We start from the raw sequence: 23,186 nt of genomic DNA, 5'->3' as shown, positions 1-23,186 counted from the left end.
AGGGTGCGAAGGGCGTTCGTGGTGCGCAAGGAACTTGGGTCCCCCCCGTGGGGGGGGGGGGGGGGGGGGGGGGGGGGGGGGGGGGGCCCCCCCCCGGGCCCCCCCCCCCCCCGGGGGCGGGGGGGGGGGGCGGGGGCCGGGGGGGCGGGCGCCATGGCGCGAGACGGCCTGGTATCAGGCCTGGACCGCCGGATGCAGCAGCGAACGCTTGCGCGCGTAGCCGAAGTACACCGCCAGGCCGATCACCAGCCAGACGATGAAGGCGACCCAGGTATGCCAGCTGAGGAAGGACATCAGGGTCAGGCAGAAGATCACGGCCAGGGCCGGGATCACCGGAACGCCCGGGCAACGGAAGGCGCGGTGCAGGTCCGGACGGTTCTTGCGCAGGATGATGACGGCCACCGAGACCAGCGAGAAGGCGGCCAGGGTGCCGATGTTGACCAGTTCGGCCAGCACGCCCAGCGGCACGACCGCGGCGATCAGGCCGAAGATGATGCCGACCATCCAGGTGGCGAAGAACGGGGTGCCGTACTTCGGATGCACCTTCGACAGCTTCTTCGGCAGCAAGCCGTCGCGCGACATGGCGAACAGGATGCGGGTCTGGCCGTAGGCCATCACCAGGATCACGGTGCTCATGCCCAGGATCGCGGCCAGGTCGACGAAGCCGGCGACCCAGTTCTGGCCGGCCACCTGCAGGGCCAGCGAGACCGGGTGGTCGATGCCCTTGAAGTCCATGAACGGGACGATGCCGGTCATGATCGCCGCCACCGCCACGTACAGCACGGTGCAGACGGCCAGCGAACCGATGATGCCGATCGGCAGGTCCTTGGACGGGTTCTTCACTTCCTCGGCGGCCGAGGTGACGGCGTCGAAGCCGATGAAGGCGAAGAACACCAGCGCGGCGGCGCTCATCACGCCCCCCATGCCGAAGGGCATGAAGGGCTGCCAGTTGTCCGGCTTGACGTAGTTGACGCCCACAAAAATGAACAGCAGCACGACGCCGGTCTTGATCAGCACCATGATGTTGTTCAGGCGGGCCGATTCGCGCACGCCCAGCGAGAGCAGGAAGGTCAGCACCATCATGATCAGGAAGGCCGGCAGGTTGAACACGGAGTTCACGCCCGGGATGGCGCCCGGCGCGGCGCGCAGCGCTTCCGGCAGGACCACGCCGATGCCCTTGAGCAGGGACTGGAAGTAGCCCGACCAGCCGACCGCCACGGTCGAGGTGGCAAGCCCGTATTCGAGCAGCAGGTCCCAGCCGATCATCCAGGCCACCAGTTCGCCGAGGGTGGCGTAGCTGTAGGTGTAGATCGAACCGGCGACCGGCACGGTGGAGGCGAATTCGGCGTAGCACAGGGCGGCGAAGGCGCAGGCCAGGGCCGCGATGACGAAGGAGAGGGTCAGCGCGGGGCCGGCGGTGACGGCGCCCGTGCCGGTGAGCACGAAGATACCGGTGCCGACAATGGCGCCGATGCCCATCAGGACGAGGTCGAAGGGACCCAGGACTTTTTTCAGTCCGCCAGGGGTGCGGCTGGCCGCCACCATGGTGTCAAGATTCTTGGTTCTGAAAAGACTCACTACATGTTCTCCAATCAAAAGATAGTTTGGTCCCGCGTCTTGTCCTTATTGCCATGCCGTAGGTCGTACGCCAAGGCTATGCGACATGCGTCGAATGTGGCCGCATGCCTGACTTGAAACCGCATTTGCTAAGCCCGCTCCGGTGCCGGTTTTTTTGCAGACGCGCCATTATCACCAGAATGTTGTTAGGAATCAAAGCAAACTGATGCAGAGAGGCGAATTCCTTCATCAATATACGAAAGAAGTCGTTGTGTAAACACCTCCGGCCGGCTTGCGCCCGCTCTCTGCGCTTGCTTTCCCCATATCAACATCTCATAATGGGCGGATACAAATTCGCCCATGCCGGTACGCCGGCGCCGCGGATTCCACCCATTCACTCGGCAGGCGCCCGGAACCAGATGAAGATTCGACAGCCGAAGCACATGGCTCCGCGTGCCTTGCCTGCGCTGCATGCGCTGCGCCGGGCCGCCGCGTGCGGCTTGCTGGCGGCCCTCCTGGCCCTGCCGCTGCCGGGCTTCGCCGCCGATGCGGATCCTGCTGAGCGGCTGCGCGAACTCGCCACCCTGTCCGAACGCAGCAACGTCAAGGCCCGCGCCGCCCTGCTGGGCGAAGCCGGGGCCTTGCACGACAGCGCCCCGTATGCGGTGCGCATCCAGTACCTGCGCCTGTTGCGCCGCGTGCAGAACGACGCCGGCCGCCTGCGCGACGCCTACGAGGTCAACGAACGCATCATGCAGCTGGCAGAAGCCCAGCGCGACCCGGTGAACATCGCGCTGGCCAGCCTGGTGCGCATCAACCGCCAGCTCGACAGCAACGACCCGGTCGCGGCCCTGGCCCTGCTCGAAACGCTCGACGCGCGCTACCGCGACCTCGGCAACCTGGAATTCGCGGCCAGCTTCGAGGTCATCACCGGCATGGCCTACAACGCCATGGGCCAGTTCGACCGCGCCCTGCACCATTACCTGCGCGGCCTCGAGATCGTGCAACGCAATCCCGGCCTGTGGAGCCCGCGCGAAGCCGACATCCGCCTGGCGCTGGCGCGCCTGTACGTGAATTCCGGCGACCCCGACAAGGCGCTCGAGACGACGCGCGAATTCCGCGCCGTGCACGCAACGCTACCGGCCCGCGTAGCCGCCTCGCTGCACTTCTTCGAAGGGCGCGCACTGGTGGCCGCCAACCGCGTCGAGGAAGCGCTGCTGTCGTTCGAGCAGGCGCTGCGCCCGGCGCGCGACAACGAACTGCGTACCCTGGAAGCCAACATCCTCGGGAACATCGCCGACGCCTATCTCAAGCTGCACCGCTATGACGCGGCCGAACGCGCTTCGCGCCAGGCGCTGGCGCTGTCCCAGCAGATCGAGGAAACCACCAGCCTCCAGATGGCCAAGGCCAACCTGGGTTTCGCCCTGTTCGGCCAGGGCCGCGTGCACGAGGGCCTGGTCTACATCGACGAGGTTGGCGAAGCCCTGCGCGCCAAGGGCGCGATGGCGGCCGTGGCCAACCTGCTCGGCGAAAAGTCGCAGGCGCTGGAAAAGGCCGGCTTGTACCGCGAGGCCCTGGCCACCACCCGCCGGCGCGAGGAAATCCAGGCCGACCTCGCCCTGAACGACCGCAACAAGGCCATTTCGGCGCTGCAGGAACAGTTCAAGGCCAAGGAACGCGCGGTCCAGATCGACCGCCTGCGCCAGGAAAATGCCGTGAAAGACGCCGAGATCCGCAACCGCAGCCTGCGCCAGATGGTGGCCTGGCTGGCCGCCGCGCTCGGCCTGGTGCTGTCCGGCTTCGTCTTCTATTTGTACAAGAAATCGGTGCGCACCAGCCGCCGCCTGGCCGAACTCAACGAAGAACTGGCCTACCGTTCGGCGCACGACCCGCTCACGGGGCTGTACAACCGCCGCTCCTTCCAGGAGCGCATGCGCCACCGCGCGGGCGAGGAGGCGGCCCGCACGGACGCGGCCGACTGCTTCACCCTGCTGGACATCGACCACTTCAAGCGCATCAACGACCAGCACGGCCATGCCGCCGGCGACGCCGTGCTGGTCGAAGTCGGCCGGCGCCTGCGCCTGGCGGTGCGCGAATCGGACATGGTGCTGCGCTGGGGCGGCGAGGAATTCCTGGTCTACTCGCAAGGCGTGACGCCGGGCCAGCGCGCGCTGCTGGTGCAGCGCATCCTGCACACGATTGCTTCCACACCCGTCATCCTGGAGAACGGCCTGGTGCTCGAGATCAGCGCCACCGCGGGCGCCGTCGCCCTGCCCTTGTGCGTGGACGGCGCCAGCGGCCTCGAGGGCGACAGCGTCGGCTGGGAACAGGCCATCGCGCTGGCAGACCGCGCCCTCTACAAGGGCAAGGAAAGCGGTCGCAACCGCGGTTTCATCGTCGAGGGCATGCACGCGAGCGCGGATGCTGCCGATGCGCTCGACCTGCACCTGGTGCTGCCGGGCCAGCCCGCCTAGGCCCTTTCCTGCGAGGCGCGCAGCAGCGCCTTGCGTTCCACGATCGCCACCACCGCCTGCACCAGCACGGCCGGGCGCAGGGGCTTGGCCAGGAACTCGTCGAATCCCGCCTCCAGCGCCCGCTGCTGGTCTTCCTTGCGCGAAAAGGCCGTCAGCGCGATCGCCGGCACCATCGCGGCCTGGCGGTCACGCAGCGCCCGCACCTTGCCGATCAGCTCGAAGCCATCCATGAGCGGCATGCCGATGTCGCTGATCAGGAGATCGGGACGATGGCGCTCGACATTGAGCAGTGCTTCCTGGGCGCTCATCGCCGTGAGGATCGTGGCCCGGGTCTCGGCCAGCACCTGCTGTACCAGTTCCAGCGAATCGCGTTCGTCGTCGACCACCAGCACGCTCAGGCCCGACAGGTCGGCCGAGGCATTGGCGGCGCCGTACAGCCCGCGCGGCTCGGGTGCGGCCTCGGGCAAGGCCTCGGGGGGCGCCGGCGGCAGGTGCAGGGTGAAGGTCGCGCCCTGGTCCTGGCCCGGACTGGACACCGTGATCGCGCCGCCCTGCAGCTCGACCAGCTGGCGCGCGATCGCCAGGCCCAGGCCCAGGCCGCCGTGGCGGCGCGCCGAGGAGGCGTCGGCCTGGCGGAAACGGTCGAACACAAACGGCAGGAATTCGGGGGCGATGCCGATGCCGGTGTCGGTGACGTCGACCGCGACCCCGTCGTCCTCGCGCCGCAGGGCGATCGTGATCTTGCCGCCGGGTTCCGTAAATTTGATGGCGTTCGAGATCAGGTTCGACATCACCTGCTGCATGCGTGCGATGTCGCCCGAGACCGGGCCGGCGTCCGGATCGAGCACGGTGGTGAGCTGGATGCGCTTGCCCATCGCGGCCGGGCGCGCGGTCTCGACCGCGGCCAGCACGAATTCGCCGGGCGCGATCGGCTTGGCGTCGAGCCGCACCTTGCCGGCGATCAGGCGGCTCATGTCGAGCATGTCCTCGATCAGCTGGGACTGGCCGCGCGCATTGCGTTCGATGGTTTCCAAACCGCGCCGCAGCATGGCCTCGTCGCGCGCGCCGTTCAGCAGCAGCTGCGACCAGCCCAGCATCGCATTCAGCGGCGTGCGCAGCTCGTGCGAGAGCGTGGCCAGGAAGTCGTCCTTCAACTGGCTGATCTGCTCCGCCTCCACCCGCGCCTTCTGTTCGCGCAGGAACAGCTGCTGGCGCTCGGCCGCGGTTTCGAGCGAGGCGGCCAGGGTGCGGTTGCGCGACTCCAGGCGCGCGTCGAAGATCGCCGCCAGCAGGGCGATGGTGAGCAGCGCCACCGTCGCCACCGTGACCAGCAATGCCAAATGATCCTGGTTGACGCCGTCGACCGCGGCGCGGCACACGCTGGCCGCGTCGAAATGGGCGGCGGCCATGCCCGTATAGTGCATGCCGGCGATCGCGAAGCCCATCACCGTGGCCGCGCCGCCCTGCGCCAGGCGCGGATGGCGCAGGTTCTCGTGCAGGCGGAAGGCGATCCACAAGGCCATGGCCGAGGCCCCGATGGCGATCGCCACCGAGGCCGCGAACAGCCAGGGATCATAGGTGATGCCCGGGTCCATGCGCATGCCGGCCATGCCGGTGTAGTGCATGGCGTTGATCCCGAGGCCCATCAGCAGCGCGCCCCAGGCCAGGTGGCGGCCGCCGATCTCGCGGTGGCGCAGCTGCCACAGGGCGAGGCCGGATACGATCACGGGCAGCAGCCAGGACACGAAGGTGATGCGGCTGTCGTAGCCGATCGGGATCGGCAGGCGGAAGGCCAGCATGCCGACGAAGTGCATGGCCCAGATGCCGCTGCCCATGGCCAGGGCGCCGCCGGCGATCCAGAAATACGGTGCACGGCCATGCGTTTCCTTGACCCGCATGGCCAGGCTAAGGGCCGTGTACGAAGCGAGGATCGCTACCAGGATCGACACCAATACAAGGAAGGGTTCGTAGTGGCCGCTCAACATACAGTCTCGACAATTGGTCTTTTTGCGGGTGGTGTCGCCTGGATATCTTTTTTTCGATTCGAGTGTACACGAGAGTCGGCAAGCTGGTAGCCACCAACTCCGATAGGTCGACCAAAGGCGATCAAGCATGCGGTACGGGCGCGGGGAAGCCAGCGTGCTTGCACTTGCCCCCATAGAACTGGGCGGAAAGCAAAAAGGCCACGCATCGCGTGGCCTTTTTTGTCTCAGCTGGCCGCTGAAGAATCCTGGTGGGAAGTGCAAGTTTCGAACTTGCGACCCCTGCAGTGTGAATGCAGTGCTCTACCCCTGAGCTAACCTCCCGAGAGGCGCTATTATGACACAAACGCCAATTTATTCCAAATAGCAATTTCGCTTTTTCATACGCCCCGCCACGTGCCGAGCGATCCCGAAATGAAACAGGCCAGCGCGCAGCTGGCCTGTCGAATCCTGGTGGGAAGTGCAAGTTTCGAACTTGCGACCCCTGCAGTGTGAATGCAGTGCTCTACCCCTGAGCTAACCTCCCAAAGCGAGGCGTATTATGGCACAGATCGGGCCTTTCGTCACCCCTGAGGAGAATAATTTCTCCACACACAGCTGCCTTTGACGTTCTTGTCGAGGCCGGCCAGCACTTCCTCGTGCATCGCCAGCTCGTCCGCGCTGGCCGACATCACGATAATCTCGCCCAGCGGCACGGCTTCGAGCAGCTCGCCGCCGTCGCCCGTTTCTTCCTCGACGTCCATGGTCAAGGTGTTCTGGCCGCGCGTCATGGCCAGGTAGACGTCCGCCAGCAGTTCGGAGTCCAGCAGCGCGCCGTGCAGCTTGCGGTGCGCGTTCGAGATTTCGTAGCGGTCGCACAGGGCGTCCAGCGAGTTGCGCTTGCCCGGATGCAGTTCCTTGGCGAACACCAGGGTGTCGATCACGTTGCTGCAGTGCTCGACGAAAGGCGGCAGGCCGAGACGCACGAATTCGTGGTTCAGGAAGCCGAGGTCGAAGGGGGCGTTGTGAATGATGACCTCGGCGCCGTCGATATAGGCGCGCAATTCCTCGGCGATTTCGTGGAACTTCGGCTTGTCGCTCAGAAACTCGGTGGTCAGGCCGTGGACCGCCAGCGCCGCCTCGTCCGAGTCGCGCTCCGGGTTGATATAGCGGTGGAAGTTATTCCCGGTCAGCTTGCGGTTGAAGATTTCAACGCAGCCGACCTCGATGACGCGGTCGCCGGTTCGTGGATTCAGGCCGGTGGTTTCGGTATCGAGGACAATCTGGCGCATGGTGGTTTACGGATGAGTTGATGCTGAGCGCAGTGAGTATAGCAAACTGCGCCTACTGCGCACGGTCGGCCGCCGGTCAGCGCCGCACCGAGGCCGCGCCCCGGTTCGCCAGCACGTCGGCGCGCTCGTTGCCGGGATGGCCGTTGTGGCCGCGCACCCAGCGCCACTCCACGGCATGCTGCTGCTGCGCCAGGTCGAGCGCCTTCCACAGGTCGTCGTTCTTGACCGGCTCCTTGGTCGAGGTCTTCCAGCCGCGCGCCTTCCAGCCGTGGATCCATTCCGAGATCCCCTTCTGGACGTACTGGCTGTCGGTGTGCAGCACCACGTTGCACGGACGGTTCAGCACGCCCAATGCCTCGATTACGGCGCGCAGCTCCATGCGGTTGTTGGTGGTGTTGGGCTCGCCGCCGAAGATTTCCTTCTCGTGGCCGTTGGAGACGAGCAGCGCGCCCCATCCTCCCGTGCCCGGATTGCCCTTGCAGGCGCCGTCGGTGAAAATCTCGACCTTGGTCAGGTTTGCTGCTTTGTTCTGTTCTTCGCTCATTCTCTGTTCGCGGCCGGCACTGCCTGCGGCCGCTTGCTCGTTTTCTTGTTCCATGCGGGTCCGATGATGTGCATGCCCTTGACCCGCTTGATCGCATGCACGACGTAGACCGCGCCGAGGTAGGGCCACCAGCGGCGTCCGGCGGACTCCATCATGGAAAACCGGCTCAGCCAGTGCGCCGTCCGGCACGGCGGCGCGTAGCAGCCGAAATGGCTGCGCGTCACGCCAAGGTTCAGCAATTTTAACCAGTCCTTCAGCCGCGGCATAGAAATGAATTCGCCGGATGCCGGCAAATAGTCATTGCTGGTGAAGCGGCCGACACCCTGGCGAACGCCCCACAAGCTGGCCGGGTTGAAGCCGCAGATGATGACCTGCCCTTCCGGTATCAAGACGCGCTCGACCTCGCGCAGCACCTGGTGCGGCTCGGCGGCGAACTCCAGCACATGGGGCAACACCACCAGGTCGATGCTCTGCGAGGCGAACGGCAGCTCGGCAAAGTCGAGCGCCACCGCGATCTGCTTGCCGCCCGCGGCGAAGGCGAGCTCGTTGTCGGTCGAGGTGCGGGTGGCCGCCTGCCACTTGTTGGGCATGCGGTTGGCGGCCAGCGCGTCGAGCTGGGGCACGCCGATCTGGATCGCATTGAAGCCGAAAATGTCCGCCGTGAGCTCGTCCAGGCAGGCTTGTTCGAAAGCGCGCACGTATGCGCCGGCCTGCGATTGCAGCCAGACATCGAGCGCTATAATGGATTTTTCGGCGCCGTTCAGGTCCTTCGCGCTATCCATGCCATCCCTTTTGAAACAATTCCCACCATGACGAATTCGCCGAGCAAGGCCCAGGACTTGACTGTTCTTACTATACCCGCCTTCAACGACAATTATCTCTGGCTGATCCACGACGGCGTCCACGCGGTGGCGGTCGACCCGGGCGATGACGAACCCATCCGCGAAGCCCTGGCCGCGCACAAGCTGACCCTGACCGCCATTCTACTCACCCACCACCATGCTGACCATATCGGCGGCGTCCCGCGCCTGCTGGCCGACGGCCCGGTGCCGGTTTTCGGCCCGCGCCACGACGGCATCGATGCCCTCACCCATCCGCTGGGCGAAGGCGAGCGCATCGCCGTGCCGGGCCTGGACCTGGAGCTGGAAGTGCTGGACGTGCCGGGACACACGCGCGGCCACATCGCCTACGTGCGGCGCAAGCTGGACGACGAGCACGGCGCCGACTGGCTGTTCTGCGGGGACACCCTGTTCGCGGGAGGCTGCGGACGGCTGTTCGAGGGCACGCCGGAGCAGATGACGGCTTCGCTGGCCAAGCTCGCGGCGCTGCCGGACGATACGCTGGTCTACTGCGCGCACGAGTACACGATCTCGAATTTGCGCTTCGCCCAGGCGGTCGAGCCGGACAACCAGGCGGTGCAATTGCGGATGCGCGACGCGTCCGAACGGCGCGGCACCCGGCTGCCGACGGTGCCGTCGACGATCGGGCTGGAGCGCGGGACGAATCCCTTCCTGCGCTATACGGAACCGGGAATCGTGGACAGCCTCGTGCGGGCGGGACGGCTGGCGGAAGGGGCGCCGGAGGTAGCGGCCTTCGCGGCGCTGAGGGAGTGGAAGAACGTATTCTGACGCGATCTTGGACGCAGGGTGGACGGCTCTGCCGTCCACGCGTTCAAACCACGTGTGCCAGCACGTGCGCGAGAACGGAGCCCTCAGCTATCGCCGCGTGGACGGGGGCCCCGTCCACCCTACGAAACTTTAAATCTCTTCGTACAGCGGCAAGGTCAGGAACTCCGCGAAGCTGTCCGAGGTCGACATCTCCTCGAAGATCTCGGCGGCCCGCGCATAGCTCGGGCTGTCGCCGTTCGGCGCCACGGCCTTCACCTTGGCCAGCTCCTCCGGAATCATGGCGCGCACCATCCCGGCCGTCACCTTGCGGCCGTCTTCCAGCACGCCCTTGCTTGAGCGGATCCACTGCCACACCTGCGAGCGGCTGATCTCGGCGGTCGCGGCGTCTTCCATCAGGTTGTGGATCGGCACGCAGCCGTTCCCCGCCAGCCAGGCGCCCAGGTAGTGGATGCCGACGTTGATGTTGTAGCGCAGGCCGTCCTCGGTGATCGGGGTCTCGGGCTTGAAGTCGAGCAGTTCCTTGGCGGTCACCTCGACGTCCGGGCGCTGCTTGTCGATCTGGTTCGGGCGGTCGCCCAGCACCTTGGTGAACTCGGCCATCGCCAGTTCCACCAGGCCCGGGTGCGCCACCCAGCCGCCGTCGTAGCCGTCGGTCGCGTCGCGCGCCTTGTCGTTGCGCACACCGCCCATCGCCACCTCGTTCCTGGCGGGATCGTTCTTGATCGGGATCAGGGCCGCCATGCCGCCGATGGCCGGCGCGCCGCGCTTGTGGCAGGTCTTGAGCAGCAGCAGCGCATAGGCGCGCATGAAGGGCGAGGTCATGGTCACCTTGGCGCGGTCGGCCAGGCAGAAGTCCTTGTCCAGCTTGAACTTCTTGATGCACGAGAAGATGTAGTCCCAGCGGCCCGCGTTCAGGCCGGCGCTGTGCTCGCGCAGTTCGTACAGGATCTCGTCCATCTCGAACGCGGCCAGGATGGTCTCGATCAGGACGGTCGCCTTGATCGTGCCTTGCGGCAGGCCGAGCTCGTTCTGGGTCATGACGAAGATGTCGTTCCACAGGCGCGCCTCGAGGTGGGATTCCATCTTCGGCAGGTAGAAGTAAGGGCCGGCGCCGCGCGCCAGCTGTTCCTTCGCGTTGTGGAACATGAACAGGGCGAAGTCGAAGATGCCGCCCGAGACGCGCTTGCCGTCCACCAGCACGTGCTTCTCGTCCAGGTGCCAGCCGCGCGGGCGCACGACCAGGGTCGCGACCTTGTCGTTCAGCTTGTAGGTCTTGCCGTTCTGCTCGAGCGAGATGGTCTTGCGCACCGCGTCCATCATGTTGATCTGGCCGGTGATCTGGTTGTCCCAGTTCGGGGTGTTCGAATCCTCGAAGTCGGTCATGTAGCTGTCCGCGCCCGAGTTCAGGGCGTTGATGACCATCTTGCGTTCGACCGGGCCGGTGATCTCGACGCGGCGGCATTCCAGCGCCTTCGGGATCGGCGCGATCTTCCAGTCGCCTTCGCGGATGTGGGCGGTATCGGGACGGAAGTCCGGGCGCTCGCCGGCGTCCAGGCGGCGCGCGCGCTCGGCGCGGGCGGCCAGCAGTTCCTGGCGGCGCGGCTCGAAGGCGCGCGACAGCTTGGCGACGAGTTCGAGCGCTTCGGGGGTAAGGATCTGTTCGTAACCGGGCTTGATCTCGGCGCGGATTTCCATGCCGGCTGGGGTGCTGATGCTCATGCTGCTACTCCTGGAGGAAAGAAAAATGGGCGACGCGTGCTGCCTGCTCAAGCCAGTCTACACCGGCTTGGCGTTTGTCATAGCTTCAAGTATATTCACTGGAACATAACTAAACGATACAAATACGCACTACATCTGTGCGTTTTTATGACGTAATCGAGGCAGCGGATGGACAAGCGGCATGGATAAGTTCAGGCAGATCGAGACCTTCGTCGAGGTGGTGGCGCGCGGCAGCCTGTCGGCGGCGGCGCGCGCCGAAGGCATCGCGCCGGCCATGATCGGGCGGCGCCTCGATGCGCTGGAAGCGCGCCTGGGGGTCAAGCTACTGCAGCGGACCACGCGCAAGCTGGCCCTGACCGACGAAGGCGCGGCCTTCCTCGAGGACTGCCAGCGCATCCTGGACGAACTCGACGAGGCGGAGAACGCGGCTTCGGAACGCAGCGCGCGCGCCACCGGCCACCTGCTGGTGTCGGCGCCGGCGGGCTTCGGCCGCCAGCACGTGGCGCCGCTGCTGCCCTCCTTCCTGGCCGAGCACCGCGAGGTGACGGTCAACCTGAACCTGAACGACCGCGTCGTCGACGTGGTGGGCGAAGGCGTCGACGTGGCGATCCGCATCGCCAGCCTGAACGACTCCAGCCTGGTGGGCGTCAAGCTGGCGGACAACCACCGCGTGGTGGTGGCGACGCCCGCCTATCTCAAGCGGCACGGCCGGCCGCAAACACTGGCGGACCTGGCCAAGCACAACTGCCTGCCGATCAGCAGCGAAGGAAGCCAGCGCGGCTGGACCTTCCTCGACAAGGGCAAGGCGGTGACGCTCAAGGTCAGCGGCAACATGGTGTGCAACGACGGCGCGGTGCTGCATGCCTGGGCCCTGGCCGGCAAGGGCCTGGCCTGGCGCTCGATGTGGGAAGTGGGCGGGCAGATCGCCAGCGGCGAACTGTGCACGGTGCTGGACGAGTACTCGGCGCCCGGCAACGATATCTATGCGGTGTTCGCGCAGCGGCGTCACCTGCCTTTGCGGATCCGGACGTTCGTGGACTTCTTGCGGCGCACCTATGCGCAACCGGATTACTGGCAGCACCGGTAGGTTTGCCGCTCATCACAACACTGACCGGAAAGCAGCGAGCTTGTAGGGTTGGCGGCTTCATCGCCGACGCGTCCATGCGTCACATGAACAGCCGTGCGAACGTAGGTTGAACGCGTCGGCGGCATAGCCGCCAACCCTACGAGCATCGACATCCGCGATACGTACAGGCAAAAAAAATCCCCGGCAATTCCGGGGATTTTTGTGATCGCAGAAGAGCGATTCAGCGCGCGATTACAGCGGCTGGATGTTCGCTGCCTGCTTGCCCTTCGGGCCGGTGGTCACGTCGAACGAGACGCGCTGGTTTTCCTGCAGCGACTTGAAGCCGGCGCTTTGGATTGCCGAGAAGTGTGCAAACAGATCTTCGCCGCCTTCGTCAGGGGTGATGAAGCCAAAACCCTTCGAATCATTGAACCATTTCACGATGCCAGTTGCCATTACAATTTCCTATTTCGGTTAAGTTGGGCTTGCGCCCGTTTTAGATCGTTTGAAGAAGCAAGAAAGGAATGACAGACAGACTGCACTACTAGCTCGAACCCAACGATCCCGTATTATACCGAATAAAAAGAGCGCATGCCTTATTCGTGAAATAAAAAATCGAGGAACCCGCAACATTCCTTGAATCAACGAATTCGTGCACCGGTTCTTTATATTCGGCAGTAGGAAGAATATAGGGGAATGGCCAGCTCAAATGTTTGCGCTGAATCAAATTCGCCCGTAGAAGAGTCTTGCGCCGCAGCCTTGCACTGCCGCGCGTTTCAAGACAGCGATTTCGGATCGCGCCTTGCGTCGGCGATGAAGCGGTCCAATTCGCCCAGCCAGTCCTGCCAGTCCGCCGCCGCCACCGACTCGAAGGTCTGCAGCACACGCAGGCGCTGCTCGAGCGCGCGCGCATGGTGGCCCAGGCCGCGGTAGCCGAACGTGGCGGCCGAACCGGCCACCGTATGCAGCATGGCCTGCAGCTCGTCCGCCGCCGGCGCCGGCGCGGCCGGGTCGAGCCCGCGCGCCAGGCCGGCCAGCCGGTCCAGCGTGCCGGGCAGGCTGTTGGCGAACTTGTCGTTCAGCGCGGCCAGGCGCGCGAAGAACTGCTGGTCGGCCGGATGCGTCATCGCCGTCCCCGCGCCTTACTTGGTGCCGAAGATGCGGTCGCCCGCGTCGCCCAGGCCCGGCACGATGTAGGCATCGTCGTTCAGGTGCGAGTCGAGCGATGCGACGTAGACCTTGACGTTCGGGTGCGCCTTCTGGAACACGGTGATGCCTTCCGGCGCGGCCACCAGGGCCAGGAACAGGATCTGGTCGTCCGGCACGCCGCGCTTCTTGAGCACGTCGACGGCGTGGACCGCCGAATTGCCGGTGGCGACCATCGGGTCGCACAGGATGAAGGTGCGGTCGGTGACGTCCGGCAGGCGCACCAGGTACTCGACCGGCTCGTGCGTGTCGGGGTCGCGGAACACGCCGATGTGGCCGACACGCGCCGACGGCACCAGTTCCAGCAGGCCGTCGCTCATGCCGATGCCGGCGCGCAGGATCGGGACCACCGCCAGCTTCTTGCCGGCGATGACGGGCGCGTCGATGGTGACCAGCGGGGTAGTGATCTGACGGGTGGTCAGCGGGAGGTCGCGCGTGATCTCGTAGCCCATCAGGAGCGTGATCTCGCGCAGCAGCTCGCGGAAGGTGCGGGTCGAGGTGTCATGCTCGCGCATGTGCGACAGCTTGTGCTGGATGAGCGGGTGGTTCAGGATGAACAGGTTCGGAAAACGCGGGTCTTGTTTCATGGTCGGCCAGGAAGGTATTCGGGTGTGAAGCGGGAGCTGGATGCTCGGTAGGCCAGCATTATCCCAGCCGCGCGGCCCTTTGTCGAAGAAATAATGCGCGGCATGGCCGGAGTCACGCCGGAAGCGCCCGCGCCAGGATCGCCGCGCAGTCGGTTCCGGCGGGCAGGCGGCCATACGCCCCGCCCGGGTCCTGCGCGATGCGCGAGGCGACGAAGGCGTCCGCGACAAAGGCGGGCGCATGGCGCAGCAGCAGCGCGCCCTGCACCGCCAGTACCAGGCGCTCGGCCAGCAGGCGCGCGCCTGCCTCGTCCTGGAGGAGCACGGGCAGCTCGTCCAGCAGACGGCCGGCGTAGGCGGCGAAGCGGGCGTCCAGACCAGCCGCCGGCATCAGCTCGGCCTCCAGGGCGGCGCGCGCTTCCTCGGGCGACTTGCCGATGGCGCGCAGCACGTCCAGGCACATCACGTTGCCCGAGCCTTCCCAGATCGAGTTCACGGGGAATTCACGGTACAGCCTGGCCAGCGGACCGTCCTCGACATAGCCGTTGCCGCCCATGACTTCCATGGCCTCGGCGCCGAAGCCCGGGCCGCGCTTGCAGATCCAGTACTTGCCGGCCGGCGTCAGGATCCTCCCCAGCAGGGCCTGCCGCGGGTCGTCCAGCTGGTCGTAGCAGCGCGCCAGGCGCAGCGCGAAGGCGGTCGCCGCTTCCGATTCCAGCGCCAGGTCGGCCAGCACGTTCTGCATCAGCGGCTGCTCGGCCAGCTTGCGGCCGAAGGCGGCGCGGCCGCGCGCGTGGTGCAGCGCATGGCACAAGGCCGCGCGCATGATGCCGGCGCTCCCCAGCACGCAGTCCAGGCGCGTGTGGCTGCCCATCTCGAGGATGGTCGGAATGCCGCGTCCGGGCTGGCCGATCATCCACCCGATCGCGCCGTGGAACTCGACTTCCGAGGATGCGTTGGAACGGTTGCCCAGCTTGTCCTTCAGACGCTGCACCCGGATCGCGTTGCGGCTGCCGTCGGGCAGGAAGCGCGGCACGAAAAAGCAGCTGAGACCCGCACTGCCCTGTTCGTCGAGCTGGGCCAGGATCAGGTGGGCGTCCGACTGCGGCACCGAGAAGAACCACTTGTGGCCGACGATGCGGTAGGCGCCCTCGCCGTCCGCGCCGAAGCGGGCCTGCGCCTCGGACGGCGCGAGCGGCTCGGCGCGGGTGGTGTTGGCGCGCACGTCGGTGCCGCCCTGCTTTTCGGTCATGCCCATGCCCACCAGCGCGCCGCGCTTGCGCTCCACCGGCAGCGAACGGGGATCGTAGTCGCGCGACAGGATCTTCGGCAGCCACTTGTCGGCGATGCGCGGATGGCGCCGCAGCGCCGGCACCGAGGCATAGGTCATCGTCACCGGGCACTGGGCGCCGTTCTCGAGCTGGCCGAACAGCAGGTACTGGGCGGCGCGCGCGACCTGTGCGCCGGGGCGGCGCTCGACCCAGGGCGCGGCGTGGGCGCCCGCGCCGATCATCATGGCCATCAGCTCGTGCCAGGCCGGGTGGAATTCGACTTCGTCGACCCGGTTGCCGCTGCGGTCATAGGCCACCAGGCGCGGACCATGGACGTTCGCCAGGCGCGCCAGTTCCTGGGCCTCGGCGCTGCCCAGCGTCGCGCCCAGCGCATCGAGCGCCGGCGCGGCCCAGCCGCCGCCCTCGCGCTCCAGGCCCTCCCGGAGCGCGGCATCGCAAGCGTAGAGGTTGGCTCCCGCAAAAGGGGGAGCCTGGTTGAACACCTCGTGGGTTTCGAACAGGTTCATGCGTGTCTCCTGGGGCAGTTCGCATTGTTTTTATGTGCCCATGTTGCATAGAAGCATCACAACCGTCGCTTGCGATTTGCTATCTAGCAAGAATCGGCGACAATGCTGACGTACGTACTAGTGGGCCTTGGCGATCCGACAAGGAGGCTAGCGCAAACGTTCATGCGTGGCAAGCCGCCTGTTCCAGCGCAAAGGTGCGTGAAATGGGCCCAGGGCTTGTGTTTTTTAATGCCTTTTGGAATCTTTCAGTGATAGAGTCGCATGAGGTTTGGTAGACTTGCACGGTTTCACAGGGCATGTCGTGCACGTGCTAGCGTTCAAAAGGCAATCATCTAACAATGCACACCAGTTTTTCCGCCGTGCCCCAACCTCAGGCGAGCGCTCCGCTTCCGGCGGGACTGCTCGACGGCCTGCTGGAAACGGCCGGCGATGCCGTCTTCCGCGTCACTTCCGGCGGCCAGATCCGCACAGCGAGTACGCGCGCCCGGCGCCTCGGCGGCGTCGAGCCCGGACGCGCCCTGGTGTCCCTCGTCCACGAAGCCGACCAGGCCGCCCTGCGCAATGCGCTGGTGAGCTCCGTCGGCAGCATTGATCCCGCCATCGTCGAAGCGCGCTTCCGCCTGGGCGAACGCGATGTCTGCTACGAACTGCGCATCGCCTTGCTCGACACCGGCGACGACGCCCCGATCCTCGTGATCGGCCGCGACATGTCGGCCCAGCAGGCGACCGAAGAGCGCCTGCGCCACATGGCCACCCACGACGCGCTCACCGAGCTGCCGAACCGCGTGCTGCTGTCGGACCGCATCCGCATGGTGATCGCCAACGCGCGCCGTTCAGGCCAGGGTTTCTCCGTCGCCACCATCGGCCTGGACGGCTTCAAGAAAGTCAACGACGGCCTTGGCCATCCGGTCGGCGACGCCGTGCTGCAGATGGCCGCCGGCCGCCTGCGCCGCACCCTGCGCGACAGCGACACCCTGGCCCGCGTGGGCGGCGACGAATTCGTGGCGGTCCTGCCCGGCACCTTCAACGACGCCCAGATCAAGCTGGTCACCGGCCGTCTGATGGCGACCCTGCAGTCGCCCTTCGAGGTGGCCGGCCACACCATCTACCTGGGCGCCTCGATCGGGGTCTCGGTCTATCCGGACCACGCCGAGGACGAGGTGCGCCTGATCACCCTGGCCGACACGGCGATGTCGCGCGCCAAGGAAACCGGCAAGGCGCGCACGGTGCTGTACAGCCCGCGCGACCAGGGCCCGCCGGAACACGACATCTCGCTCGAGGCGGCGATGTTCAACGCAGTGCGCGAAGGCGAGTTCCTGCTGTTCTACCAGCCCATCGTCGACGCCCGCACCCGCACCATCGAGGGTTTCGAGACCCTGATGCGCTGGAAGCACCCGACCCTCGGCATGGTGCCGCCGGGCCGCTTCATCCCGATCGCCGAGAACAATGGCCTGATCAACCTGCTGGGCGCCTGGGCGCTGAAGGCGGCCTGCATGCAGATCCGCCAGTTCCAGGAAGTGGCGGGACGTGAGCTGTACATCTCGGTCAACATCAGCCCGCGCCAGTTCCGCAGCGACCGCTTCCTGCAGGTGCTCGACGACGCGCTGGCGATGTCGGGCACTCCGGGCCGCCAGCTGGTGCTCGAGATCACCGAAGGCACCCTGATGATCGACCCCCAGCACGCCGAATCGATCCTGACCAAGATGGCCGAACGCGAGGCGCGCATCGCGATCGACGACTTCGGCACCGGCTACTCCTCGCTCGCCTACCTCAAGCGCTTCCCGATCTCGGTCCTGAAGGTCGACCGGGCTTTCGTGAAGGACCTGCCCGAGGCCGAGAAGGACGCCGCCATCTGCAACGCCGTGCTCGACCTGGCCAAGCACCTCGACCTGTCGGTGGTCGCGGAAGGCGTCGAGACCGAGGAACAGCTGTCCTGGCTCGACACCCAGGGCGTGCATTACGTACAGGGCTACCTGACCGGCAAGCCGATGCCGGCCAACGTGGCCCTGGCCGCCCTCAAGGAAAACCTTTATACCGCTCTCCTGCCGGCCGAAACCCGGACGGTCAAACCATGACGACACAAGCCGACACCGTGCGCTCGCCGAAGGGGGAAGCCACACTCGCCCTGCTGTGGGAACGCATCCGCCGCCAGGGCGACATGCCTGGATTTACCAAGGCGATCAACGCCATCCTCGCCTCCATGCGCGGCGAGGACGAGCGTGAATTCTCGATGACCCAGACCGTGCTGTCCGACCCAGTGCTCACCCAGAAGGTGCTGCGCCTGGCGAACAGCAGCATGTACTCGGCCTTCGGCCAGCGCGTCAATACCATCTCCAAGGCGGTGCTGGTGCTCGGCACCGAAGCGATCGGCCACCTGGCCCTGGGCTTGAAGCTGATCGAGGAACTGAGCCGCAGCACGCCGGACACCGAGGCCGCCCACATCGAGATGGAAAAGGCGGTGCTGGCGGGGATGGTGGCGCAGCAGGTGGCCGCCAGCGCCGCCACGCGCGACCCGGAGGAAGCGGTGGTCTGCTCGATCCTGCATTCGCTGGGCCGCATGATGATCACCTTCTACATGCCGGAACGCTGGGTGCAGATGGGCGAACACGCCGGCGCCGGCATGGAAGAACTGGCCGCCGAACCCGTGCTGGGCATGTCGCTGCAGGAAATCGGCCGCGCCACCGCCGGGCACTGGGGCCTGCCGCGCAACCTGATCGCCGGCATGCGCCGCGTCGAGCCAAGCGAGCGCGGCGAAGGCTTCGGCCACGACGACTGGCTGGCCGCGCTGGGCACCATGTCGACCCTGGCCGCCGACGCCCTGTGGAGCGACGACGAAGCCGGCGCCGCGCGCGTGGCCACGCTGGCCGAAAGCTTCTCGCCGATGCTGGGCGTGGAACCGACCGGCATCCTGGGCGCGATCGGCAAGGCCAAGGCCGAGGCGGCGTCCGACCTCTCGATCGCCCCGCTGGCCAAGCCGCTGGAAAAGCGCGCCAAGCAGGCGATGGAAACGCGCAAGCGCATGGCCGGCAACAAGATCCTGATGAGTGGCGTGGCCGACATGCGCGACGCCGGTCCGAACGCGACCGCGGGCCAGATGATCTCGATGGCCCTCGAGACCATGCACAAGGGCCTGTCCTTCAGCCGCTCCTTCGCCTTCCTGCGCAACCGCCGCGAGGGCAAGTATTCGGCGCGCCTGGGCTTCGGCGACGGCGCCAAGAACCTGCTGCCGCACCTGATGTTCGACGACGTCTACGAACCGAACGTGTTCCACGCGGCGCTGGGCAGCGACCGCGTGATCTTCATCGAGAACGCGCGCGACGCCAAGTTCGCGGCCAAGCTGCCGGGCTGGTGGAAAGGCACCCTGTCCGAGGCGCGCTGCTTCGTGGTGATTCCGCTGTGCGCCCACGGGCAGCCGGCGGGCTTCATCTACGGGGACTGGGACGACAGCTTCCCGTCGGTGATCCTGAGCCAGACGGAGTTTGCGCTGCTGAACGATTTGCGCGGGCTGGTGGTGCGGACCGTGGAGCGGCGGCACCAGCTGGAGGCGATTGCGACGCGGGTGTAATTTAGCATCGTTCTTTTCTCAACCAAATTCAACTTGGGTTCCGGCCTTCGCCGGAACCCAAGTTCGATGAGTCGCCGCGACGTTAAGCCAATTTCGGCGTCGACACCCGCACATCCCCACACTGCGCCCGGTGCATCAGCGCATGATCGATCAGCACCAGCGCCAGCATCGCTTCCGCGATCGGCGTCGCCCGGATCCCCACGCAGGGGTCGTGGCGCCCGAAGGTTTCCACCATCACCGGATTGCCCGCCTTGTCGATCGAGCGCCGCGGCGTGCGGATCGATGAAGTGGGCTTGATCGCGATCGACACCGTGATGTCCTGCCCGGTCGAGATCCCGCCCAGCAGGCCGCCCGCGTTATTGCCGACGAAGCCTTCCGGCGTCAGCTCGTCGCCGTGCTCCGAACCTTTCTGCGCCACCGAGCCGAAGCCGGCCCCGATCTCCACGCCCTTGACCGCGTTAATCCCCATCATCGCATAGGCGATGTCGGCGTCGAGCTTGTCGTAGATCGGCTGGCCCAGCCCGACTGGCACCTTGCGCGCCACCACGTCGATGCGCGCGCCGATCGAGTCGCCCGCGCGGCGCAGCTCGTCCATGGCCGCCTCCATGCGCGCCAGCAGGGCAGCGTCCGAGGTCGCCGCGAAGAAGGGATTCGCGTGCACGTGTTCCCAGGATTCGAAGGGCACCTCGATGTCGCCCAGGGTGCGCATGCAGCCGAAGAACTCGGTGCCGAACTGTTCGCGCAGCCACTTCTTGGCCACCGCGCCCGCGCCCACTACCGGCGCGGTCAGGCGCGCCGAGGAGCGGCCGCCGCCGCGCGGGTCGCGCACCCCGTATTTGTGCCAGTAGGTATAGTCGGCGTGGCCGGGACGGAAGCTCTCGGCGATGTTGCCGTAGTCGTTGCTGCGCTGGTCCTCGTTCTGGATCAGGAGCGCGATCGGGGTGCCGGTAGTCACGCCTTCGTATACGCCGGACAGGATCTGCACGCGGTCGGCTTCCTGGCGCTGGGTCACGTGGCGCGAGGTGCCGGGCTTGCGCCGGTCCAGCTCGGGCTGGATGTCGGCTTCGCTCAGAAGCATGCCGGGCGGGCAGCCATCGATGACGCAGCCGATGGCCGGGCCGTGCGACTCGCCGAAAGTGGTTACGGAAAACAGCTTGCCAAATGAGTTGCCGGACATGGTCTACTTCTTCTCGCGGGAATTGGTCGAATTACCATTCTACCAGCAGCCCCGGCGCGCTGCCGGGGCCCCTCCGGCGTTGCGCAGCTGTCAAAGAACGTTGCCGTACGGATATATTTTATGCGATTGGGGGAATTGGTGACTTTCTCCTTGTTAATTGGATATATACTGGGCCGATCACATGCCGAGCAACCTGGAGAAGTAACACATGCCCGCATCGATGACGCCCTCAGGCGCCTTGAAGGATGTGCCCATGAGCCATGACGATCTCGTCTTTGCCGACGAGGGGGACGACAGTTCGGCATCCCCTGCCCGCGCCGCCTGGCGGATCCTGGTGGTGGACGACGATGCCGACGTGCATTCGACCACCACCTTCGCATTGGGCAGCGTGGAGATGCAGGGCCGTCCCCTGAGCTTCCTGCACGCGTATTCGGCCGCCGAGGCCTTCGAACTGCTGCGCCGCGACACCGGCATTGCCGTCGTCCTGCTGGATGTCGTGATGGAGAGCGCCGACGCCGGCCTGAACCTGGTGCGCCGCATCCGCGAGGAGCTCGGCCAGCACGAGGTGCGCATCATCCTGCGCACCGGCCAGCCCGGCTACGCGCCCGAAATGGACGCCATCCGCGGCTACGACATCAACGATTACCGCACCAAGTCCGAGCTGACCCGCACCAAGCTGTACACCACCGTCGCCGCCGCGATCCGCTCCTACCAGCAGATCCGCGCGCTCGACGAGAACCGCCTGGGACTGGAGCGCATCGTCGCCGCCGGCGCCGAGCTGATGGCCCTGCATGGGGTGCGCGACGTCGCGCTCGGCATCCTGAACCAGCTCGGCCAACTCCTCGGCCAGCCCGCCGAAGGGGTGCTGTGCGTGCGCGAGACTGGCCACGCCCATCCCGACATCCTGCGCGCGGTCGCCGCCGCCGGCGCCTGCCGCCACCTGGACGGACGCGAACTGGGCGGCCAGCGCGGCGGAGAGTTGGGGATCGCCATCGAACGCGCGCTGTTGACGCGCCGCGGCGCCGTCGACGACGGCCTGCTGACCCTGTACTTCCCCGGCAAGGCCGGACGCGATTTCGCGGCCTGCGTGCCTCTCGACCGGCCGATCAACGATACCGAGCAGCGCCTGCTGCAGGTATTCGCCGGCATGGTCGCGGTGGCCCTGGACAATGTCGAACTGGTCACCCACCTGAACCAGGCCGCCTTCCACGATCCGCTCACCGGGCTGCCCAACCGCACCCGACTGGTGGAGCTGGTCGACGCCGCCCTGGCCGCGCCGCAGCGCGCGCAAGCCATCCTGGCCCTGGTCGACCTCGACCACTTCGCCGAGACCAACGACGCGCTGGGCCACCACTTCGGCGACCTGTTGCTGGTGGCGGTCGGACGGCGCCTCAAGTCGCGCCTGGACCCAAGCCTGCAGGTGGCGCGCATCGGCGGCGACATCTTCTGCGTGCTGGGCGACGCCGGCGTGGTGCAGCCGGCGCCGATCCAGGCCTTGTTCCGCGAGCCCTTCCAGATCGACGGCCAGGATGTGCAGGTCTCGGCCACGCTCGGCCTGGTGCGCCTGGGCGAGCACGACGGCAGCGGCGCCGATGCGCTGAAGGACGCCGACATCGCCCTGAAGCGCGCCAAGTCGCAGCAGCGCGCCGGCCACTTCTACTTCTCGCGCAGCATGGGCGTCGAGATCCGCGAGCGGGTGCGCATGATGCACGCGCTGCGCGGCGGCTTCCAGCGCGGCGAACTGTTCCTGGCCTACCAGCCGCAGGTCGACCTGCTGTCCAACCGCCCCTTTGGCGCCGAGGCGCTGCTGCGCTGGCGCACCGAGGACGGCCGCCTGGTGCCGCCGGACCGCTTCATTCCCATCGCCGAGTATTCCGGCCTGATCGTCGAGATCGGCGAATGGGTGCTGCGCCAGGCCTGCGCGGAGCTGATGCGCCTGCGCCAGGCCGGGCACCGCGAATTCACCATGTCGGTCAACGTCTCGCAGGTGCAGTTCCGCCACCCGCACTTCCTCGACATGCTGCGCCGCGCCCTCGAGGACACGGGCGCGCCGCCCGAGTACATCGAGCTCGAGATCACGGAGTCAATGGCGATGGAGGAACCGGCCCTGCTGGTGGAAAAGCTGGCCCAGGTCAAGCGCACCGGCGTGTCGATCGCGATCGACGACTTCGGCACGGGCTTCTCCTCGCTCTCGCACCTGCAGCGCCTGCAGGTGGACCGGCTCAAGATCGACCGCGCCTTCGTCACCGAGATCACGGGCTCGGCGCGCGGCAGCAGCATCGCCGAGATGGTGGTGCAGCTGGGCCGCAACCTGGGATTGTCGGTGATCGCGGAAGGCGTCGAGGACGAGCGCCAGGCGCAGATCCTGCGGCAGCTGGGCTGTCCGCTGGCGCAGGGCTACCTGTTCGCGCGGCCCTTGACGCCGGAAGACCTGGTGGAGTGGCTGGGGAAGCAGGCGCTGCATCGTGCTGCCTGAATGGGGTAGGGTTGGCGGCTTTGCCGCCGACGCGTTTAACATGCGGCCGCGTTGCCGATTCGTGATTCGAACCGCAAACGACACGTGGACGCGGGGGGGGGGGGGGGGGCGCCCCCCCCCCCCCGGGGGGGGGTGGGGG

The 23,186-nt window shown here is 66.6% G+C and carries 17 protein-coding genes and 2 tRNA genes; 6 read left to right on the top strand and 13 right to left on the bottom strand.

Going from position 1 to position 23,186, the window contains the following annotated elements; genetic code table 11:
* Window positions 1–174: 174 nt before the first annotated feature.
* Entirely contained in the window at window positions 175–1,578 is a 1,404-nt protein-coding gene (locus tag KBW98_RS20340; protein ID WP_373888978.1) for an amino acid permease, read from the bottom strand.
* A gap of 398 nt (window positions 1,579–1,976) precedes the next feature.
* On the opposite strand from KBW98_RS20340, the gene KBW98_RS20335 reads away from it, so the two are divergent.
* Entirely contained in the window at window positions 1,977–4,031 is a 2,055-nt protein-coding gene (locus KBW98_RS20335) for a GGDEF domain-containing protein (RefSeq protein ID WP_229429322.1), read from the top strand.
* Here the strand turns inward: KBW98_RS20335 and KBW98_RS20330 are convergent.
* The 6 genes from KBW98_RS20330 to KBW98_RS20305 form a co-directional block, all read right to left on the bottom strand.
* A complete protein-coding gene (locus KBW98_RS20330) occupies window positions 4,028–6,016 on the bottom strand; it encodes an MHYT domain-containing protein (protein WP_211521986.1) in 1,989 nt (662 codons plus the stop codon). The genes KBW98_RS20335 and KBW98_RS20330 overlap by 4 nt on opposite strands.
* A gap of 246 nt (window positions 6,017–6,262) precedes the next feature.
* Window positions 6,263–6,337 (bottom strand) — tRNA-Val (locus KBW98_RS20325).
* A gap of 127 nt (window positions 6,338–6,464) precedes the next feature.
* A tRNA-Val gene (locus KBW98_RS20320) sits at window positions 6,465–6,539 on the bottom strand.
* A 37-nt stretch (window positions 6,540–6,576) separates the two neighbouring features.
* On the bottom strand, window positions 6,577–7,284 hold the full coding sequence (gene dnaQ / locus KBW98_RS20315) for a DNA polymerase III subunit epsilon (RefSeq protein WP_211521985.1): 708 nt from the start codon (window positions 7,282–7,284) through the stop codon (window positions 6,577–6,579).
* Between the two features lie 76 nt (window positions 7,285–7,360).
* Window positions 7,361–7,798, bottom strand: coding sequence for a ribonuclease HI (gene rnhA / locus KBW98_RS20310; RefSeq protein WP_211521988.1), 438 nt, complete (start codon window positions 7,796–7,798; stop codon window positions 7,361–7,363).
* Between the two features lie 26 nt (window positions 7,799–7,824).
* Window positions 7,825–8,610 (bottom strand): class I SAM-dependent methyltransferase, encoded by a 786-nt coding sequence (locus KBW98_RS20305; protein WP_211521984.1) that lies wholly within the window; start codon window positions 8,608–8,610, stop codon window positions 7,825–7,827.
* A gap of 27 nt (window positions 8,611–8,637) precedes the next feature.
* Here KBW98_RS20305 and gloB point away from each other — a divergent pair, with 27 nt between their 5' ends.
* A complete protein-coding gene (gene gloB / locus KBW98_RS20300) occupies window positions 8,638–9,456 on the top strand; it encodes a hydroxyacylglutathione hydrolase (RefSeq protein WP_211521983.1) in 819 nt (272 codons plus the stop codon).
* A gap of 129 nt (window positions 9,457–9,585) precedes the next feature.
* On the opposite strand, the gene aceB is transcribed toward gloB, so the two are convergent.
* Complete coding sequence (aceB, locus tag KBW98_RS20295; protein ID WP_211521982.1) at window positions 9,586–11,175, bottom strand: malate synthase A; 1,590 nt, start codon at window positions 11,173–11,175, stop codon at window positions 9,586–9,588.
* Between the two features lie 181 nt (window positions 11,176–11,356).
* Between aceB and KBW98_RS20290 the strand changes: the two genes are divergently transcribed.
* On the top strand, window positions 11,357–12,262 hold the full coding sequence (locus KBW98_RS20290) for a LysR family transcriptional regulator (RefSeq protein ID WP_211521981.1): 906 nt from the start codon (window positions 11,357–11,359) through the stop codon (window positions 12,260–12,262).
* 231 nt (window positions 12,263–12,493) lie between these two features.
* Here KBW98_RS20290 and KBW98_RS20285 read toward each other — a convergent pair whose 3' ends face one another.
* From KBW98_RS20285 to KBW98_RS20270, 4 genes are all read right to left on the bottom strand, one after another.
* The gene (locus tag KBW98_RS20285) at window positions 12,494–12,697 is read right to left on the bottom strand and encodes a cold-shock protein (RefSeq protein WP_211521980.1); all 204 of its coding nucleotides are present in this window, start codon (window positions 12,695–12,697) and stop codon (window positions 12,494–12,496) included.
* Between the two features lie 320 nt (window positions 12,698–13,017).
* On the bottom strand, window positions 13,018–13,368 hold the full coding sequence (locus KBW98_RS20280) for an Hpt domain-containing protein (protein WP_211521979.1): 351 nt from the start codon (window positions 13,366–13,368) through the stop codon (window positions 13,018–13,020).
* 15 nt (window positions 13,369–13,383) lie between these two features.
* Complete coding sequence (gene upp, locus KBW98_RS20275) at window positions 13,384–14,034, bottom strand: uracil phosphoribosyltransferase (protein WP_211521978.1); 651 nt, start codon at window positions 14,032–14,034, stop codon at window positions 13,384–13,386.
* A gap of 112 nt (window positions 14,035–14,146) precedes the next feature.
* The gene (locus tag KBW98_RS20270) at window positions 14,147–15,829 is read right to left on the bottom strand and encodes an isovaleryl-CoA dehydrogenase (RefSeq protein ID WP_211521977.1); all 1,683 of its coding nucleotides are present in this window, start codon (window positions 15,827–15,829) and stop codon (window positions 14,147–14,149) included.
* 338 nt (window positions 15,830–16,167) lie between these two features.
* Here KBW98_RS20270 and KBW98_RS20265 point away from each other — a divergent pair, with 338 nt between their 5' ends.
* Entirely contained in the window at window positions 16,168–17,904 is a 1,737-nt protein-coding gene (locus KBW98_RS20265) for a bifunctional diguanylate cyclase/phosphodiesterase (RefSeq protein ID WP_211521976.1), read from the top strand.
* Complete coding sequence (locus tag KBW98_RS20260) at window positions 17,901–19,394, top strand: HDOD domain-containing protein (RefSeq protein ID WP_229429321.1); 1,494 nt, start codon at window positions 17,901–17,903, stop codon at window positions 19,392–19,394. The genes KBW98_RS20265 and KBW98_RS20260 overlap by 4 nt, the downstream gene beginning before the upstream one ends.
* An 82-nt stretch (window positions 19,395–19,476) precedes the next feature.
* Here the strand turns inward: KBW98_RS20260 and aroC are convergent, their stop codons facing one another.
* Window positions 19,477–20,571 (bottom strand): chorismate synthase, encoded by a 1,095-nt coding sequence (gene aroC, locus KBW98_RS20255; RefSeq protein ID WP_211521975.1) that lies wholly within the window; start codon window positions 20,569–20,571, stop codon window positions 19,477–19,479.
* A gap of 208 nt (window positions 20,572–20,779) precedes the next feature.
* Here aroC and KBW98_RS20250 point away from each other — a divergent pair, with 208 nt between their 5' ends.
* Window positions 20,780–23,047, top strand: coding sequence for an EAL domain-containing protein (locus KBW98_RS20250; RefSeq protein ID WP_211521974.1), 2,268 nt, complete (start codon window positions 20,780–20,782; stop codon window positions 23,045–23,047).
* Window positions 23,048–23,186 lie beyond the last annotated feature (139 nt).

The organism is Massilia sp. ST3 (assembly GCF_018119405.1).
In the GTDB taxonomy this organism is placed as follows: Bacteria; Pseudomonadota; Gammaproteobacteria; order Burkholderiales; family Burkholderiaceae_D; genus Telluria.
Note: the sequence above shows the minus strand (reverse complement) of the source record. Positions and strands in the feature narration are given on the sequence as shown.